Annotated in this window: 19 protein-coding genes; 17 read left to right on the top strand and 2 right to left on the bottom strand. The window is 59.1% G+C overall.

Features of this window, described 5'->3' with window-relative positions:
• Positions 1-2 precede the first annotated feature (2 nt).
• The 9 genes from H7A77_RS01260 (at position 3) to lpxO (ending at position 7,850) form a co-directional block, all read left to right on the top strand.
• On the top strand, positions 3-1,172 hold the full coding sequence (locus tag H7A77_RS01260) for a phage tail sheath protein (RefSeq protein WP_182073707.1): 1,170 nt from the start codon (positions 3-5) through the stop codon (positions 1,170-1,172).
• A gap of 16 nt (positions 1,173-1,188) precedes the next feature.
• Positions 1,189-1,707 carry a phage major tail tube protein gene (locus H7A77_RS01255; RefSeq protein ID WP_048321694.1) on the top strand — a complete coding sequence of 173 codons (519 nt, stop codon included), beginning with the start codon at positions 1,189-1,191 and terminating at the stop codon, positions 1,705-1,707.
• Positions 1,708-1,764: 57 nt separating this feature from the next.
• Complete coding sequence (locus H7A77_RS01250; RefSeq protein WP_182073706.1) at positions 1,765-2,067, top strand: phage tail assembly protein; 303 nt, start codon at positions 1,765-1,767, stop codon at positions 2,065-2,067.
• A gap of 32 nt (positions 2,068-2,099) precedes the next feature.
• The gene (locus H7A77_RS01245) at positions 2,100-2,219 is read left to right on the top strand and encodes a GpE family phage tail protein (protein ID WP_071796738.1); all 120 of its coding nucleotides are present in this window, start codon (positions 2,100-2,102) and stop codon (positions 2,217-2,219) included.
• Positions 2,212-4,659 (top strand): phage tail tape measure protein, encoded by a 2,448-nt coding sequence (locus H7A77_RS01240; protein WP_182073705.1) that lies wholly within the window; start codon positions 2,212-2,214, stop codon positions 4,657-4,659. The genes H7A77_RS01245 and H7A77_RS01240 overlap by 8 nt, the downstream gene beginning before the upstream one ends.
• Before the next feature lie 12 nt (positions 4,660-4,671).
• Positions 4,672-5,157: a phage tail protein gene (locus tag H7A77_RS01235; protein ID WP_182073704.1), complete on the top strand. Its 486-nt coding sequence runs from the start codon at positions 4,672-4,674 to the stop codon at positions 5,155-5,157.
• Positions 5,154-6,323, top strand: coding sequence for a phage late control D family protein (locus H7A77_RS01230; RefSeq protein ID WP_182073703.1), 1,170 nt, complete (start codon positions 5,154-5,156; stop codon positions 6,321-6,323). The genes H7A77_RS01235 and H7A77_RS01230 overlap by 4 nt, the downstream gene beginning before the upstream one ends.
• A 79-nt stretch (positions 6,324-6,402) precedes the next feature.
• Positions 6,403-6,621: a DNA-binding transcriptional regulator gene (locus tag H7A77_RS01225; protein ID WP_033643461.1), complete on the top strand. Its 219-nt coding sequence runs from the start codon at positions 6,403-6,405 to the stop codon at positions 6,619-6,621.
• 326 nt (positions 6,622-6,947) lie between these two features.
• Positions 6,948-7,850 (top strand): lipid A hydroxylase LpxO, encoded by a 903-nt coding sequence (gene lpxO, locus H7A77_RS01220; protein ID WP_025303230.1) that lies wholly within the window; start codon positions 6,948-6,950, stop codon positions 7,848-7,850.
• A 36-nt stretch (positions 7,851-7,886) separates the two neighbouring features.
• Here the strand turns inward: lpxO and chaA are convergent, their stop codons facing one another.
• The gene (chaA, locus tag H7A77_RS01215) at positions 7,887-8,990 is read right to left on the bottom strand and encodes a sodium-potassium/proton antiporter ChaA (RefSeq protein WP_025303229.1); all 1,104 of its coding nucleotides are present in this window, start codon (positions 8,988-8,990) and stop codon (positions 7,887-7,889) included.
• Between the two features lie 292 nt (positions 8,991-9,282).
• Positions 9,283-10,101, bottom strand: coding sequence for a siderophore-interacting protein (locus tag H7A77_RS01210; RefSeq protein WP_033650884.1), 819 nt, complete (start codon positions 10,099-10,101; stop codon positions 9,283-9,285).
• A 130-nt stretch (positions 10,102-10,231) separates the two neighbouring features.
• Here H7A77_RS01210 and chaB point away from each other — a divergent pair, with 130 nt between their 5' ends.
• From chaB to H7A77_RS01170, 8 genes are all read left to right on the top strand, one after another.
• Positions 10,232-10,459: a putative cation transport regulator ChaB gene (gene chaB / locus H7A77_RS01205; RefSeq protein WP_033643458.1), complete on the top strand. Its 228-nt coding sequence runs from the start codon at positions 10,232-10,234 to the stop codon at positions 10,457-10,459.
• A 250-nt stretch (positions 10,460-10,709) separates the two neighbouring features.
• Positions 10,710-11,405, top strand: a complete 696-nt coding sequence (locus H7A77_RS01200) for a gamma-glutamylcyclotransferase (protein ID WP_182073702.1) — start codon at positions 10,710-10,712, stop codon at positions 11,403-11,405.
• Between the two features lie 299 nt (positions 11,406-11,704).
• Positions 11,705-12,658 (top strand): HTH-type transcriptional regulator Cbl, encoded by a 954-nt coding sequence (cbl, locus tag H7A77_RS01195; RefSeq protein WP_033634950.1) that lies wholly within the window; start codon positions 11,705-11,707, stop codon positions 12,656-12,658.
• Positions 12,659-12,833: 175 nt separating this feature from the next.
• Positions 12,834-14,402 carry an ABC transporter substrate-binding protein gene (locus tag H7A77_RS01190; protein WP_089197169.1) on the top strand — a complete coding sequence of 523 codons (1,569 nt, stop codon included), beginning with the start codon at positions 12,834-12,836 and terminating at the stop codon, positions 14,400-14,402.
• On the top strand, positions 14,402-15,457 hold the full coding sequence (locus H7A77_RS01185) for an ABC transporter permease (RefSeq protein ID WP_033650886.1): 1,056 nt from the start codon (positions 14,402-14,404) through the stop codon (positions 15,455-15,457). Before H7A77_RS01190 ends, H7A77_RS01185 begins: the two co-directional genes overlap by 1 nt.
• Complete coding sequence (locus H7A77_RS01180; protein WP_182073701.1) at positions 15,454-16,323, top strand: ABC transporter permease; 870 nt, start codon at positions 15,454-15,456, stop codon at positions 16,321-16,323. The genes H7A77_RS01185 and H7A77_RS01180 overlap by 4 nt, the downstream gene beginning before the upstream one ends.
• The gene (locus H7A77_RS01175; protein ID WP_060660594.1) at positions 16,313-17,155 is read left to right on the top strand and encodes an ABC transporter ATP-binding protein; all 843 of its coding nucleotides are present in this window, start codon (positions 16,313-16,315) and stop codon (positions 17,153-17,155) included. Before H7A77_RS01180 ends, H7A77_RS01175 begins: the two co-directional genes overlap by 11 nt.
• Positions 17,152-17,823 (top strand): ABC transporter ATP-binding protein, encoded by a 672-nt coding sequence (locus tag H7A77_RS01170; RefSeq protein WP_069100013.1) that lies wholly within the window; start codon positions 17,152-17,154, stop codon positions 17,821-17,823. The genes H7A77_RS01175 and H7A77_RS01170 overlap by 4 nt, the downstream gene beginning before the upstream one ends.
• The last annotated feature ends 38 nt before the right edge of the window (positions 17,824-17,861 follow it).

The raw sequence follows: 17,861 nt of genomic DNA, 5'->3' as shown, positions 1-17,861 counted from the left end.
TAATGGGCGATTATCATCACGGTGTGCGCGTCGTCGAAATTAATGACGGCACGCGCGTCATCTCTACCGTGTCGACGGCTGTCGTCGGCATGGTCTGCACCGGCAAAGATGCCGACCCGAAGCTTTTCCCGCTCAACACCCCGGTGCTGATTACCGATGTGATTGCCGCCGCCGGTAAGGCCGGGAAATCCGGCACGCTGGCGAAAGCGTTGTCAGCCATTGGCGACCAGTGCAAACCCGTGACGGTTGTTGTGCGCGTCGAAGAGGGCAAAGATGCGGCGGAAACCACGTCAAACATCATCGGCGGCGCGGACGAAAACGGCCGCTATACCGGCATGAAAGCCTTGCTCACAGCACAGGCCGTTACCGGTGTGAAACCTCGCATTCTGGGCGTGCCGGGGCTGGATTCGCTGGAAGTGGCGACGGCGCTGGCCGGGATTTGCCAGCAGTTGCGCGCATTCGGTTATATCAGCGCGTACGGCTGCAAAAGCATTTCCGAGGCCATCGCTTACCGCGACAATTTCAGTCAGCGCGAGCTGATGCTCATTTGGCCGGATTTCCTTGCGTGGGATACCACCGGCAACGTCAGCACCACGGCTCATGCCACCGCGCGCGCGTTGGGGCTGCGCGCCAAAATCGACACGGAAACCGGCTGGCATAAAACGCTTTCTAACGTCGGCGTCAATGGCGTGACCGGCATTTCTGCAAGTGTGTTCTGGGATTTGCAGGCACCCGTCACCGATGCCGACCTGCTCAATGAGGCCGGGGTCACCACGCTGGTGCGTAAAGATGGTTTTCGTTTCTGGGGCAATCGCTCTTGCTCTGATGACCCGCTGTTCCTGTTCGAAAACTACACCCGCACCGCGCAGGTATTGGCTGACACCATAGCCGAGGCGCACATGTGGGCGGTGGATAAGCCCGTCACCGCCACGCTTATCCGCGACATTGTCGAGGGCATCAAAGCCAAATTCCGTGAGCTGAAATCCAACGGCTACATCATCGACGCGGATTGCTGGTACGACGAATCGGCCAACGATAAAGAGACCCTGAAATCCGGGAAACTGTATATCGATTATGACTATACCCCGGTTCCCCCACTGGAAGATCTGACCCTGCGCCAGCGTATCACCGATAAATATCTGGTGAATCTGGCCGCTGGCGTCAACAGCTAAGAGGACGCGTTAAACCATGGCACTCCCGCGCAAACTGAAGTACCTCAACCTGTTTAACGACGGCCTGAGCTATATGGGCGTGGTCAGCTCTGTGACGCTGCCGAAACTGACGCGCAAGCTGGAGAACTATCGCGGCGGCGGTATGAACGGCGCGGCCCCGGTCGATATGGGGTTAGACGATGATGCCCTCAGCGTCGAGTGGACTATCGGCGGTTTCCCCGATGACCAGCTCTGGGCGCAGTACGCCGCCGCCAGTGCTGCATCGGTGCCGCTTCGATTTTGCGGTTCTTACCAGCGCGATGACACCGGCGATGTGGTCGCCGTTGAGATTGTGCTGCGTGGCCGTCACAAAGAGTTTGATTTTGGCGACCAGAAACAGGGCGAGGACACCGAGACAAAAATCTCGACTCAATGCACCTATTTCAAACTGACCGTCGACGGCAAAGAGCGCATCGAGGTGGACACCGTCAACATGGTTGAACGTGTGAACGGCGTCGACATGCTGGCGCAGCACCGTCGCAATATCGGGCTGTAATCACCGGGCGGTCGGCAGGTCCGGCCGCCATTCCCCTGACTAAACTGGAATCACATCATGAAAGACGAAAACATCATCGCCACAACCGAAAACCCGAACGTCGTGAAGTTGGATACTCCCGTCAAGCGCGGCGAAACCTTTATCGATACGGTGACACTGACCAAGCCCAATGCCGGTACTCTGCGCGGCGTCGGGCTGGCCGCGCTGGCTAACTCTGAAGTCGATGCGCTGATTAAGGTGCTGCCACGCATGACGTATCCGCCACTGACCGAGAGTGAAGTCTCTGCGCTGGAGCTGCCTGACCTTGTGGCGCTGGCCGGGAAGGTTATCGGTTTTTTGGCACCGAGTTCGGCACGCTAGATTTTCCTGCCGGTTTGTCGGTTGATGACCTGATGGCGGATATCGCGACGATTTTTCACTGGCCGCCGTCAGAACTTTACCCGATGACACCGCAAGAACTCCTCAACTGGCGCGACAAAGCGCTCCACCGAAGCGGACAAACGAATGAGTAACAACGTCAGGTTGCAGGTGCTACTCAAAGCCGTTGACCAAGCGAGCCGCCCGTTTAAAAGCATCCAGACAGCGAGTAAATCGCTGTCTGCGGAAATCCGCGACACCCGGCAAAACCTCAAAGAACTGAACGCACAGGCCGGGCGCGTCGAAGGATTCCGCAAATCGAGCGCGCAGCTTGCCGTCACCGGTCAGGCGCTGGCAAAGGCCAAGCAGGAAGCCGCCGCGCTTGCGGTGCAGTTCAAAAACACCGAGAAGCCGACCCGCGCACAGGCGCAGCTGATGGAGGCGGCCAAGCGTTCGGCCGCCGAGTTGCAGCTCAAATATAACGGGCTGCGCCAGTCGGTGCAGCGTCAGCGCCAAGAGCTGGCGCAAGTCGGGATTAACACCCGCACCCTCGCCGCCGACGAGCGTCGCCTGAAATCCTCCATCAGTGAGACCACCGCCCAGCTCAACCGCCAGCGGGAGGCGTTGTCGCGCGTCAGCCAGCAGCAGGCAAAACTCAGCGCAGTGAGCCAGCGCTATCAGGCCGGAAAGCAACTGGCAGGCAATGTAGCGGGCGCGGGCGCTGCGGGTGTCGGGGCGGCAACCGTGGGCGGTTTTGCGGCCAAAAAGCTCCTGACGCCGGGGTATGATTTTGCGCAAAAAAACTCCGAGCTACAGGCCGTGCTCGGCGTGGCAAAAGACTCGGCTGACATGGTGGCGCTTCGCACGCAAGCGCGGCAGCTTGGTGATAACACGGCAGCGTCGGCGGATGACGCTGCCGGGGCCCAAATAATCATTGCCAAAGCGGGCGGCGACAAAGATGCGATCACCGCCGCGACGCCGGTCACACTCAATATGGCGCTGGCCAACCGTAAAACCATGGAGGAAAACGCCACCCTGCTGATGGGGGTGAAATCCGCTTTTGGGCTGGCAAACGACCAAGTCGCACACATTGGTGATGTGATTTCACAGACCATGAACAAGAGCGCCGCCAACTTCGAAGGACTCAGCGACACCCTGACCTATGCCGCGCCGGTGGCGAAAAATGCCGGTATCAGCGTCGAGGAAACGGCGGCCATTGCCGGGGCGCTGGCGGATGCCAAAATTACCGGCTCTATGGCCGGTACGGGGAGCCGCGCAGTGATTACCCGGTTGCAGGCTCCCATGGGTAAGGCGAATGACGCATTGGCCGAGCTGGGCGTCAAAACCGCCGACCGCAAAGGCAATATGCGGCCGCTGTTCACCATCCTGAAGGAAATGCAAAGGAGCTTCGATAAAAACAAGCTCGGCACTGCCCAGCGCGCGGAGTACATGAAAGTCATCTTCGGCGAAGAAGCGTCGTCGGCCGCTGCGGTGCTGATGGGGGATGCGGCTTCCGGCAAGCTTGACCGCCTGACCAAGTTGCTCCGGGAGTCTGACGGCAAGACGGAGGAGCTGGTCAAAGTCATGCAGGACAACCTCGGCGGGGATTTGAAAGAGCTTCAGTCCGCCTATGAGGCCATCGGCATCGACATGTATGACCAACTGGAAACGCCTTTCCGTGAGCTGACAACCCGCGCGACAAAGTTCCTGCTGAAAATTGACCTCTGGATCAAAAACAACAAAGAGCTTGCCGGGACGCTGGCCAAAGTCGCGCTCGGTGGCCTTGCGATTGTCGGCACGCTGGGGGCGATTGGCTTGGCATCGTGGCCGGTCATCATGGGGATTAACGGCATCATTGCGGTTGCTGGTGCGCTGGGGACGGCCTTTAGCGTGGCGGGCGGGGCCATCATGGCGGTGCTCGGCGCGCTGACGTGGCCGATTGTGGCGGTGGGTGTGGCCATCGTGGCCGGTGCGCTGCTGATCCGCAAATACTGGCAGCCTATCAGCACCTTTTTCAGCGGCGTTATTGAGGGGCTTATCAGTGCATTTGCGCCGGTTGGCGAGTTGTTCAGGCCGCTGAAGCCGGCTTTTGACTGGCTCGGCGAGAAGCTAAAGGCGGTCTGGCAATGGTTCAAAGATTTAATCGAGCCGGTGAAATCAACGAAGGAGACCCTCGACAACTGTAAAAACGCCGGGCTGGCGTTTGGCCGCGGATTGGCCGACGTGCTGATGCTGCCGCTCAGGGCATTCAACAAGCTGCGTCAGGGCATTGATTGGGTGCTGGAAAAGCTTGGCGTCATCAATGCTGAATCCAGCGACCTCGACAAGAAAGCGCAGAAGGCCAATGACTACGCCAACGGGGCGAACGGGCGCGGGTATTCTCCGTCGGGTGGCTTGCTGACGGGCGGTTATGTACCGGTTACGGCCGGGGGCGGAAAATCTTATGTGGATAACAGCGTCAATAATTTCCACGTCGGCAGCCAGCACCCCGGCGGAGCCAGCGCGGCGGAAACCAAGCGGATGTTGCTGGACGTGGTGGAAGAACGGGAGCGCAAGCGCCGCGCGGCGCAACGCTCAAATATGGCGACGGATTAAGGGGTTGTGCTGATGATGCTGATTCTTGGGCTGTTTGTGTTCCAGTTGCAGACGGTGCCGTATCAAACGCTGGCGCGCTCGGTAGATTATCGCTGGCCGTCAAACAGCCGCGTCGGCCAGCGGCCTGCGCTGCAATTTCTCGGCGTGAATGAGGAAAAAATCACGCTCTCCGGCGTACTGTTGCCCGAAATCACCGGTGGCAAAATCTCGATGCAACTGCTCGATGCGATGGCGGCCGAGGGCAAGGCGTGGCCGCTGCTGGAAGGGACAGGCACCATTTACGGCATGTTTGTCGTGAACAGCGTCAGCGAAACCCGCACGGAGTTTTTCTCCACCGGCAGCGCCCGCCGCATCGAGTTTACGCTCACGCTCACGCGCGTGGATGAATCCTTTACGGCCATGTATGGCGATTTGCAGGCGCAGGCCGAGGGGATGCTCGGTCAGGTGAGCGAGCTGGCGGCCAAGGCGAGGAACATGGCGGGAGGGCTGTTCCAATGATTACCGGGATGACGCTGGATGCAGGGGCAACCATCGTCCCGGCGTTTATGCTCAAAATGGGCGACAAGGACATCACGCACGATATAAGCGCCCGCTTGCTCTCCCTGACGCTTTCGGACAACCGCGGATTTGAGGCTGACCAGCTGGATATCGAACTGGACGACGCTGACGGTCAGGTCATGATGCCACGCCGGGGCGCAGTGCTGTCGCTTCATCTTGGCTGGCAGGGTGCGCCATTGTTCAACAAAGGCAACTTTACCGTCGACGAGATAGAGCATCGGGGAACGCCTGACACATTGACTATTCGCGCCCGTTCCGCTGATTTTCGCGGTTCGCTCAATGCCCGCCGGGAGGAGTCTTATCATGACACGACACTCGGTGCGGTGATTGGCAAAATTGCCGAGAGGAACAAGCTGGCCGCCTGTGTTGCGAAAGAGCTGGCCGGGATTAAAGTCCCGCATATCGACCAGTCGCAGGAGTCCGACGCCAAGTTTTTGACGCGACTTGCCAGCCGCAACGGGGCGGAGGTGTCGATAAAAGCCGGGAGGTTGCTATTTATCCGGGCCGGTAATGGCGTGACTGCCAGCGGCAAGCCGATACCGCAGATGACCATCGAGCGCCGCGACGGTGACCGGCATCAATTTGCGATTGCTGACCGGGCCGCGTATACCGGCGTTACGGCGAAATGGCTGCACACCAAAGACCCGAAGCCGCAAAAGCAGCGGGTCAAGCTCAAACGCAAACCGAAGCCTCAGCACCTGCGTGCGTTGCAGCACCCCAAGGCAAAGCCGGTTACTGCCAAAAAGACGGCGGCCAAGCCGAAAGAGGCGAGGGAAGGGGAATACATGACCGGCGAGGCCGATAATGTGTTTGCCATCACTACAGTCTATGCCAGCAAGGCGCAGGCGATGCGCGCCGCACTGGCGAAGTGGGACAAGCTGCAACGTGGTGTGGCGGAGTTTTCTATCAGTCTCGCCATGGGGCGCGCAGATTTATATCCTGAAACGCCGGTAGCGGTGAAGGGGTTTAAGCGCGTCATAGATGAGCAGGCGTGGACAATCACTAAGGTGACCCATTCACTCAGCGATAACGGCTACACGACGGCGTTAGAGCTTGAGGTGAAGCTTTCTGATGTGGAGTACGAGGAGGAAATCTCACAAGATTAAATCGATAATAATTCATTGATATTAAAGATAAAAAGTCTAAAATCACTTTATCAATGTTGAATGGTGGAGGTGATAAATTATGTTTCATTGCAATATCTGCGGAACTGCTGCACACGCTCGCTCAAGTCGTTATCTCAGTGAGAACACCAAAGAGCGCTATCACCAGTGTCAGAACATCAATTGCAGTCATACATTTGTCACCATGGAAACCATCGAGCGCACCATTATGAAGCCCGGCCATGTGGTGCCGGTATTGCCGCACCCAAACAATTACGGTCAGCAAAGCATGTTGATGTAACCGAACGAAGAAGCCCCGGAAATCCGGGGCTTTTTTTCGAAGTGTGGTCAATGCGTGGACACGCTTAGAAGTAAATCCTTTTACTTCAAATGACTAATATATCTTTGCTAGGCCGCTTCGGCGGCCTTTTTATCGCCCCCCATTTCCCCTCTCGTTTAACCTTTGTGTAAATTATTGTGGTTTTCTGTATAGATTTTCGTTGAGTTAGCGTTAATGATTAATGGGTTCCAGATTGGCGCGCAGTTTGCCTGCGCCGCCAAAAGGACATTTTCTGGGGTGTGCGCCGCGCGGCGCATTGAGTGTGGGTTCCTTGCTGCGATTCAAACATGAAATATATCATTCTGATTTTGCTTATTTTATGCGTCGTCTATGTGCATTACCGCGGACGGGTGCGCTATAACGTTTGGCGGCAGCTGTCTGACCATTCCACCTTTACCGCACCGCTGAACGTCTTCATGTATCTGTTTTCTCGTGTGCCGACTACGCCGTACCTGAAGCCGGAGCAGTTCCCTGAGCTGGCGGTACTGCGGGAGAACTGGGAAACCATCCGCGACGAAGGACAGAAGCTGATGGAGATCCAGCAGATCAAAGCGTCCGATCAATTCAACGATGCCGGTTTCAACTCGTTCTTCAAGACCGGTTGGAAACGCTTTTATCTGAAATGGTATGAAGACAGCCATCCTTCCGCCATGACCCTGTGCCCGCAGACCACGGAACTGCTGCGCAGCCTGCCTTCGGTCAAAGCGGCGATGTTCGCCGAACTGCCGGACGGCAGCCGTTTGCCGCGCCACCGCGATCCTTACGCCGGTTCGCTGCGTTATCACCTGGGGTTGATTACCCCCAACGATGACCGCTGCTTCATTGAGGTGGACGGTGAGCGCTACAGCTGGCGCGACGGTGAAGGGGTGATGTTCGATGAAACCTATCTGCACTACGCGGAAAACCAGAGCGGGCAGAATCGTCTGATCCTGTTCTGCGACATCGAACGGCCGATGCGCTACCGCTGGGCGCAGGCGGTAAATCACTGGCTGGGGCGCAACCTGATGAGCGCCGCCACGGCGCCGAATGAAGAGGGCGATCGCACCGGCGGCGTCAACAAGATGTTCAAATACATCTATGCGATACGCCGGGTGGGGAAACGCCTGAAGGCCTGGAACCGCACCGGTTATTACATCATCAAGTGGATTTTGTTCGGGGGGATCGCCGCGGCGATATTCTTCTCGGTATAACGAAGGCAGGGGCGCACAGAGTGCGCCCCTTTTTGATCAGGCGAAGATAGTCATCATGTAGGCGGCGAACAGCGCCAGGTGGGCGGTGCCGTTCAGCACGTTGGTGCGGCCGGTCGAGAACGACAGCTGGCACAGCAGCAACACCGTCAACATCACCACGATATGCGGCGTTTGCAGGCCGAAGATCAGCGTCTGCCCGGTCAGAGTAGCGATGATGGTCACCGCCGGCACCGTCAGGGAGATGGTCGCCAGCACCGAACCGAAGAACAGGTTCATGGCGCGTTGCACCTGATTGTTCAACACGGCGCGCAGCGCGCCCAGGCCTTCCGGCGACAGGATCAGCAGCGCCACCAGGAAACCGGTGAACTGCGCCGGTGCATTCATCTTGGTCAGCAGGCCTTCCAGCGGGTTGGCGTTGAACTTGGTGACGGCGATAACCGCGATCAGGTGCACGATGAGCCAGGCGGCGTGCCAGGCGCTGCTGTGGGAAGAGGGCTTGCCGTGGTGCGGGTCGCCATCGTCGTCTTCATGCTCGTACACGAACAGGCTCTGGTGGGTTTTGGTCTGGATCACCAGGAACACGCCATACATGGCGGCGGAGATCAACGCCACCAGCAGCGCTTGCCCGGTGCTGAAGTTACCGCCTGGCAGCGCGCTCGGGAACACCAGCACGATCACCGCCAGCGGGAAAATCGCCATCAGATACTGTTTGATGCCGCCCAGGTTGACGTACTGGGTGGCGAACTTGCGCCCGCCGAGCAGCAGCGCAAAGCCGACCAGGCCGGCGGAAACGATCATGATGATGGAGTACAGCGTGTCGCGCATCAGCGCCGGCGCGGCGTCGCCGGTGGCCATCAGCGCGGAAATCAGGCTGACTTCGAGGATCACGACGGACAAACTGAGGATCAGCGAGCCATAGGGTTCGCCCAATCGGTGAGCCAGCACGTCGGCGTGGCGCACCACGCTGAAGGCGCTGCTGAGGATCCCCACCAGCGCGAGAATATTGATGCCGACGATCAGCGGAAAGTTATCGGTGCTGCCCCATAGATTTAACACCACCAGCGCGGCGATAGGGAAGATCAGCGAGTATTCGGTGTGGCGAGATTTGGTGGATCGGCCAGGATCGTGTTGCGACTTCATGAGGGTGGCACTCCTTCTCAAACAGCGTAGCCCGTCAGCGCCGGTCGCCGTGATACGGCAACGTTGCGTTTCCAGTAGGTATTTTATATTAGGATACACCCGCGGCGCCGGTGTGATGTTGTTTTATCTGAGAAAGCAATTGCTTGCTTATGTGATCAGGGTAGCAAAAAAACCGCACGGGGTGCGGTTTTATTTACTTACTTTTACGCAATAACGCCAATTTTTAGCGTTAGATTTGAGAAAAGTCGTGTTTACTTGTTTAGCTCGTGGTTAATCAAGGAAAATGAGAGCGTCAGTCGTCAATGTTGTCCATGATTTCATGCCGTTTATTGTGGTAACCCTCTTCATTTAGCCCCTCACGCCAGTAAGGTACGGCATAAAGACGATTACGATCGCATTGACGTTCGCGACGCAGGTAGCGGCGCAGCTCAACCACCAGGCGATCTTCACCGGCGAGCCAGAAGTGGCTTTCGCCCTGCGGCAGGGACTGCGCGCGGAACCGAGCGACCAACTCGTCGGTCTTCTCCGTGCCGCCGACGACCCAATTGACCTCAACGTCGGCGGGTTTCTTCAGGTCAATGACGTCAGCGTTGCTGTCGACGCGGACGAAAGCGCGTCCGGCACTGTGTGGCGGCAGGTTTTCCAGCAGTGCTGCCAGCGCAGGCAGTGAGGAAGGATCGCCCGCCAGGCAGTAGAAGTCGGCGGCCGGCAGCATCGGCTTGGGGCCGCCCGGGTTGCTGATGCCGATTTTATCACCGGCTTTCGCCTGGCGTGCAAAGTCCACCGCCGGGCCCTGATGATCATGAATGGCGAACTCGATGTCCACTTCCGCCAGTTCCGGGCGCACGGCGCGGATGGAATAGGTGCGCACAATCGGGCGCACGGCGTCCGCAGCCCAACGCGGGCCGTTTTCGGTCAGCGTCGGCAGGTCCGGCTGCGTCTGGCCGGCGAGCGGCAAAAAGACTTTGATGTGTGCAGCGGCGGCATTGGCCGGGTAGTAACGCAGATCGGGAGCGGTAAAGGTAATGCGGCGCAGGTGCGGCGTAATGTCCTGTACGCGGCTGACGGCGATCAGGTAGGGGGCGCGTGAGCGAGGGGCTTCGGTAGTCACGGGATTCTCCTTATAGTTCGTTTGGCGGTGAGTATAACATGTCGTTTGATAATGAGAATTGTTTGCTAATTGAGACGAAACCGCATGTGGGCTAGGCTTAAGGTTCACTCATCCTGAAAGGGGAGGCCATATGCCCTACCACAGCACGAACGACTTGCCGGACAACGTTAAGCATGTGCTGCCGGAACATGCGCAGGCGATCTATAAAGAAGCGTTCAACAGCGCCTGGCAACAATACCGGGATCCCGATGAGCGGCGCGGTGACGACAGCCGGGAAGAGACGGCGCATAAGGTGGCCTGGGCGGCGGTCAAGCAAAGCTATCGCAAGGGCGACGACGAACGCTGGCATAAAAAGTAACGAATTATCACGCAGTAAAATCGCGCAGACATTATGTGGAGCTCGGCAATTAATATTATTGCTGCTCAGTACAAATACTTTTTCACTTTAACGCCGCTTTGTAACTTGATTGCACGTCAGGAAAAGAATAAGGTCATTCTTATAAGGCGCGGTGATTGAATTAATAAAAATCCGCAGCCGAAAATAAAACATCAAAGGTTCAGCAGTGGCGAGGGAAGGCGAGAAATCGTATTCCCGGGAGGTAATATCAGTGTTAACGCGAGATTTTCTGCAAAAAGCGGATTGCAAAACTGCATTCGGCGCTATTGAGGAGTCGTTGTTGCTGACGCCTGAACAGCGTGCAGCCTCGTTGGATTGCACCTTATCGCGCCGGCCGGATCACAGCCCCGTATGGATATTCGGTTACGGTTCGCTGATGTGGAACCCGGTTTTCGAATCGGAAGAAGTGCGGCCGGCCACGCTGCACGGCTGGCACCGGGCGTTCTGCATGCGCTTGACCGCCGGGCGCGGCACGCTGCATCAGCCGGGGCGCATGCTGGCGTTAAAAGCCGGCGGCCACACCACGGGCCTGGCGTTTCGTTTGCCGGAAAGCAAGTTGCGTGAAGAGTTGGAGCTGCTTTGGAAGCGTGAAATGGTGACCGATTGCTACGTGCCCACCTGGTGCGAGCTGCAGTTGGATGGCGGCGAGAAGGTTACTGCGTTGGTGTTCGTGATGAACCCGCAGCATCCGCTGTTTGAAGAAGACACCAGCTACCAGGTGATTGCGCCATTGATCGCCAGCGCCAGCGGCCCGCTGGGCACCAACGCGCAATATCTGTTTGCGCTGGATAACGAGTTGAAGCACCACGGCATGCAGGATGATTGCATCGGCGATCTGGTGCGCTGTGTACAGCAGTGGCTGCAGCAGAACCGCACCGGCGGCATCGGCAGCGAGGCCACCGCCTGAGGCTGCTGCGGGAATACGAACGGTGAGGGGCTCAGCATGCTGAGCCCTTTTTTATATCTAATGCCTATATTTAATAACTTAATTTCCACAGTGATTTAAGGCATGCTTTTATTGTGGTTATCTATCCCGTTATTTTTAAAGTCATTAGCTGTTTTTTGTCAGTTTCCCACCCCACCTGCGAAGCAGAATGATCGACTTAGTATTAAATTGCATAAGTAAAGGTTATTTCTTATTTGTTCAGACTCGTCGGACTCCGTATCAATATGGCTAACGCTACTGGAAGAAACAGGGAGACGGGGATGAACTTTCAACAATTAAAAATTATTCGTGAATCGGCGCGCTGCAACTACAACCTGACTGAGGTCGCCAATACGTTATTTACCTCGCAGTCCGGCGTCAGTCGGCATATTCGCGAGCTGGAAGAAGAGCTGGGCATTGAAATATTCATTCGCCGCGGCAAACGGCTGCTGGGCATGACCGAACCCGGCAAAGAGCTGTTGGTGGTGGCGGAGCGCATTCTCAACGACGCCAACAACATCCGTCGCCTGGCGGACGTTTTCAGCAGCAACGACTCGGGGCAGCTGCATATCGCAACGACGCACACTCAGGCGCGTTACAGTCTGCCGGGGGTGATCAAAGAGTTTCGCGCGCTTTATCCGCGGGTGCGGGTGGTGCTCAATCAGGGCAGCCCTGAGGAGATCGTCTCGATGTTGGCCGCCGGAGAAGCCGATATCGGCATCGCCAGCGAACGGCTGATGAGTGACGAATCGCTGGCGGCGTTCCCTTACTACCGCTGGCATCACACCATCCTGGTGCCGGAAGGGCATGAGTTGACGCGTCAGCCGCAGGTGACGCTGGAGATGCTCAGCACCTTGCCGCTGATCACTTACCGCCAGGGCATTACCGGGCGCGCGAAGCTGGATGCGGCGTTCAAAGCGGCGGGCCTGACCCCGGACATCGCGCTCAGCGCGCAGGACTCCGACGTGATTAAAACCTACGTCGAGCTGGGGTTAGGCGTGGGCGTGCTGGCGGACATGTCGTATGAAAAAGAGCGCGATCGCGGCTTGGTCAGTCTCAACGCCGAGCATTTGTTTGAGCCTAATACGGTATGGCTGGGCCTGAAACGCAGCCAGCTGCAGCGCAACTATGCCTGGCGCTTTATCCAACTGTGCAACCCGACGCTGTCGCTGACCGAAATAAAAGACAAGGTCTTCTCGTCGCAGCTGGACGCGGTGATTGATTACCAGATTTAACCGATAAGCGGCAGGCAATTCCTGCCGCGCATTCTGCATTGCCCGCCTAATAATCAAAACCCCATCTATATACATAAAAAGAATATCTATAGTGATTTAAGTACCTTCAGCTGCCGATCGCGCTCGCATACACTCGCGAAATTATTATAAATTCCATCCGCTTGGAGAGTTTCAGATGAAAGCGCTCGTTCCTTCTTTGCTGTTTTTGGCCGTGGCGGCCAGCGTTGACGTACAGGCGGCGACGCCGGCCAACACGTTGGTGATCGCGCAGTCTATCGATGACGTGGTCAGCTTTGACCCGGCTCAGGGATTTGAGTTAACCACGGTGCAGTCGTTCAACAGCCTGTATCAACGTCTGATCCAGTCCGATCCGCACAATCCCGTCGATCTCAAACCGACCCTGGCCAGCCGTTGGCAGGCCGGCGCCGATAACCGCAGCCTGACCTTCAGCCTGCGCCCGGACGCCAAATTCGCCAGCGGCAACCCGCTGCGGCCGGAGGACGTGATCTTTTCGCTTTCACGGGTGGTGAAACTCAATCTCGAACCGTCGTTTATCCTGACGCAGCTGGGCTGGAACGCGAAGAACGTGGATCAACACCTGACCAAGGTGGATGACCATACGGTAAAAATCAGCTGGGATGAAAACGTCAGCCCGGCCTTCGTGCTCAGCCTGCTGTCGGCGCCGGTATCCTCGATCGTCGACGCCAAAGAGGCGCTGGCGCACCAGCAGGGCGACGATCTGGGGCACCAATGGTTGAACAGCCACTCCGCCGGCAGCGGCCCTTACAAAATCCGCACCTATGTGCCGCACGAAGTGGTGGTGTTGGACGCGAACCCCGGCTCGCCGGAAGGGGCGCCGACGTTGAAAACCATCCTGATCAAAAACGTGCCCGATCCGGCCGCGCGCCGTTTGCTGATTGAGCAGGGCGATGCCGACATCGCGCGCAACCTGGGGGCGGACCAGATGGCGGCCCTGAAGGGCAAGCCGGGCGTCAAACCGTTGGCCATTCCTTACGCCTCGCTTTATTTCCTGCAGTTCAACGCCAAGGCGTCGCCGGCGCTCGGCAACCCGGCGTTTTGGGAGGCGGCGCGCTGGCTGTTCGATTACCAAGGCATCGCCGACGATCTGCTGAAAGGGCAGTTCCAGAGCCATCAGGCATTCCTGCCGGACGGTTATCTGGGCGCGCTCAAGGATAGGCCGTACAGCTTCAATCCGCAGAAAGCCAAAGAAATACTGGCCAAAGCGGGGCTGAGCAACGTCAGTTTCCGTCTGGACGTCAACAACCAGCCGCCGTACCTGGATATCGCTCAGGCGCTGCAGGCCAGTTTTGCTCAGGGCGGCGTGAAGGTCGAACTGGTGCCGGGCATCAGCTCGCAGGTCTCCACCAAGGTGAAAGCGCTTAACTACGATGCGACGCTGACCTCCTGGGGGCCGGATTACTTCGATCCCAACACCAACGCGGCCGCCTTTGCCTACAACCCGGAGGACGGCAGCAAGACGCTGGCCTGGCGAGCCAACTGGCAGATCCCGGCGCTGAGCAAGTTGACGCTGGCCGCCACCGCGGAAAACGACACCGCCAAACGGGTGGCCGACTATCAGCAACTGCAAAAACAGGTGCAGCAAAGTTCGCCGTTTGTCATCGGCCTGCAGGCGCGCAGCCTGATCGCGGTGCGTGACAACCTCAAGGGCTATGTGCAGGGCATCAACCCTGACATGGTGTTCTACAGCAAGGTCAGCAAGTAATGGCCGCTGAACTCTCCGCCTCCGCCGGGCTAGCCCGGCGGTATTGGCGCTGGGGCGGGCGGCTGCTCGGCGGCGTGTTGTCGCTGGCGTTAACGCTGCTCGGCCTGCTGCTGTTCACCTTTATGCTGTCGCACCTGGCGCCGATCGATCCGGCGCTGCAGGTGGCGGGCGATCACGCCAGCGAAGCCACCTATGCGCAGGTGCGTCATGACCTGGGGCTGGATCAGCCGCTGCCGGTGCAATTTTGGCGCTATCTGGTGCACCTGGCGCACGGCGATCTGGGCATTTCGCGCATTACCGCCCAGCCGGTGCTGAGCGATCTGTTGCGTACCTTCCCGGCAACGGTGGAACTGGCCACCTGCGCCATTATTCTCGGCGCGTTAGGCGGCATTACGCTGGCGTTTCTGGCGGTGCTCAAACCGGGGAGCTGGCTGGATAATGCGGCGCGGTTGCTGTCGCTGGTGGGTTATTCGGTGCCGATTTTCTGGTTGAGCCTGCTGGGGCTGCTGCTGTTCTACGCCACGCTGCACTGGTCGGCGGGGCCGGGGCGCCTGGATGACATTTACTTGTACAGCATGGAGCCGCGTACGGGTTTCGTGTTGATTGACAGCTGGCTGTCCGGCGATCGCGAGATGTTCTACAACGCCATCAGCCACCTGTGGCTGCCGGTCGTGGCGCTGGCGCTGCTGTCGATGGCGGGCATCACCCGGCTGCTGCGCGCGGCGATGCTGGAAGAGTGCAACAAGGAATACGTGACGCTGGCGCGCTCCAAAGGCGCCGGCCGCCTGCGCATTCTGCTGCGCCACGTGTTTCCCAACGTGCTGGGGACGTTGATCACCGTACTGTCTCTCTCCTATGCCAGCCTGCTGGAGGGCGCGGTATTGACCGAAACGGTGTTCGCCTGGCCCGGCGTCGGGCGCTATCTGACCTCGGCGCTGTTTGCCGCCGACACCCCGGCGATCCTCGGCGCCACGCTGCTGATCGGCACCTGTTTCGTGCTGTTGAATACCCTGGCCGATGCCTTGACCTATCTAGTGGATCCGCGAACCCGATGAGCCAACATCTCTCTGAACACGAACCGCAAAGCGAGCCGGCCGTCGGCTATCGCACCGGTCAGCGGCTGACCACGCTGACGCTCGGCGCAGCGCTGGTGGCGATCCTGATCGTCACCGCACTGCTGGCCCCGTGGCTGGCGCCTTTCGATCCCAATTTGCAGCATATCGAGCTGCGGCTGCTGCCGCCTTCCGCCACGCATTGGTTGGGCACCGACGGTTTCGGCCGCGACTTGCTCTCCCGCGTGATTTACGGCGCGCGGCCGACGCTGATTCTGGTGTCGCTGATTCTGGTGCTGACCATCCCTATCGGTCTGCTGGTGGGCATCTGCGCCGGTTATCTCGGCGGCTGGGCAGAACGCATTTTGATGCGTCTGACCGATATTTTCCTGTCGTTGCCGAGCCTGGTGATCGCGCTGGCGTTCGTGGCGGTGATGGGGCCGGGGCTGATGAACGGCGCGCTGGCGCTGGCACTGACCAGCTGGCCGGCCTTTGCCCGCCAGGCGCGGGCCGAAACGCTGGCGCTGCGCCGCAGCGATTATCTGGCGGCGGCGCGCATGCAGGGCATCAACGGGCTGCGGCTGATGGTCGGCCACATTTTACCTTTATGCCTGCCCAGCGCGGTGGTGCGCGCGGCGCTGAGCCTGGGCGGCATCATCCTGTCCGCCGCCGGTCTGGGGTTCCTCGGCATGGGCGTCGCGCCGCCGACCGCCGAATGGGGCTCGATGGTGGCCGAAGGCAGTAAAGTGATTTTCGATCAATGGTGGGTCGCCGCCGCACCGGGCGGGGCGATCCTGTTCGCCAGCCTGGCCTTTAACCTGCTGGGCGACGGCCTGCGCGATAAAATGGATCCTCGTCATGGGCACTGATAACACCTTATTGACCGTTGAACGTTTGGCGATCGGCGTGCCGGGGCCGCAGCCGGCGGCGCTGGTGAAGAATATTTCGTTCAGCATGGGGCGGGAGCGGCTGGCGCTGGTCGGTGAGTCCGGCTCCGGCAAGTCGTTGACCGCGCGTGCGCTGATGGGGCTATTGCCGCCGCCGTTGCAGCTGCGGGCGCAGCGCCTGACGCTGGACGACGAAGACTTGACGCGCCTGAGCGAGCGCCAGTGGAGCCGCCTGCGCGGCGACCGGGTGGCGATGGTGATGCAAGATCCCAAACATGCGTTGAATCCCAATCAGCCGATTGGCCGTCAGGTGGAGGAGCCGCTGGTGTTGCATGCCAAGCTGAGCCGCGCCGAGCGGCGTGAAAAAGTGCTGGAGATGCTGGCGGCGGTGGGCTTGCCCGATCCGGCGGCGCTGTGTCGCCGCTATCCGCATCAGCTCTCCGGCGGGATGGGGCAGCGGGTGATGCTGGCCATCGCCCTGATCAACGATCCGCAGCTGCTGATTGCCGACGAACCCACCTCGGCGCTGGATCACCAGATGCGCGATCAGGTGCTGCAGCTGATAGAAAATCTGGTGGCGCAACGCAATATGGGGCTGATCCTGATCAGCCACGATCTGCAGCAGGTGGCGCACCACTGCGAGCGGGTACTGGTGATGTACAAAGGCGAGCTGTTGGATCAGCTGCCGGCAGCAGAGCTGGCGCAGGCCACGCACCCTTATACTCGCACGCTGTGGGCGTGTCGGCCGAGCCGCGAGACGCGCGGCAAGCCGCTGCCGGTGCTGGATCGCGCGCTGCTGGAGGCATTGAAATGAGCGTGATTGCACTGGAGAACCTCAGCGTCAGCCATCGCCAGGGTTATGAACAGCGCACCGTGGTGCACGACGTTAACCTGCGTATCGAACCGGGCGAGTGCTTCGGCCTGGTGGGGCCTTCCGGCTGCGGCAAGTCCTCGCTGCTGTGGGTGTTGGCCGGGCTGAACGACAGCTGGCGCGGCGGTTTTGAACTGCTCGGGCGGCGGCTGCAGCCGGGACAGGCGTTCACCGGCGAACTGCGGCGTGAAGTGCAGATGGTGTTTCAGGATCCTTATGCTTCGCTTCACCCCAAGCACCGGCTGTTGCGCACGTTGTCGGAACCGCTCAAACTGCTGCAAGAAAGCGACATCGAACGCAAAATCAGCGCGGGCTTTCGCCAGGTAGGATTGGATCCGCGCCTGCTGGATCGCTATCCGCATCAGCTGTCGGGCGGCCAACGGCAGCGCGTGGCGATCGTGCGCGCCTTGCTGTTGCGGCCGAAGCTGCTGCTGCTGGATGAGCCGACCTCGGCATTGGACATGTCGGTGCAGGCGGAGATCCTCAACCTGCTCAACGAGCTGAAACAGGCGGGCGATCTGACCCTGGTGCTGGTCAGTCACGATGCGGATGTGATCGACCATATGTGCGATCGCGCGGTGGCGATGGCGCACGGCCGTCTCCTTGCCTGAGCCAATGCCCGTCAATGCGGCGGGCATATCCATCTTGG

The sequence above is a fragment of the Serratia sp. ME47 genome (assembly GCF_903970925.1).
Lineage (GTDB): Bacteria > Pseudomonadota > Gammaproteobacteria > Enterobacterales > Enterobacteriaceae > Serratia > Serratia ureilytica.
Note: the sequence above shows the minus strand (reverse complement) of the source record. Positions and strands in the feature narration are given on the sequence as shown.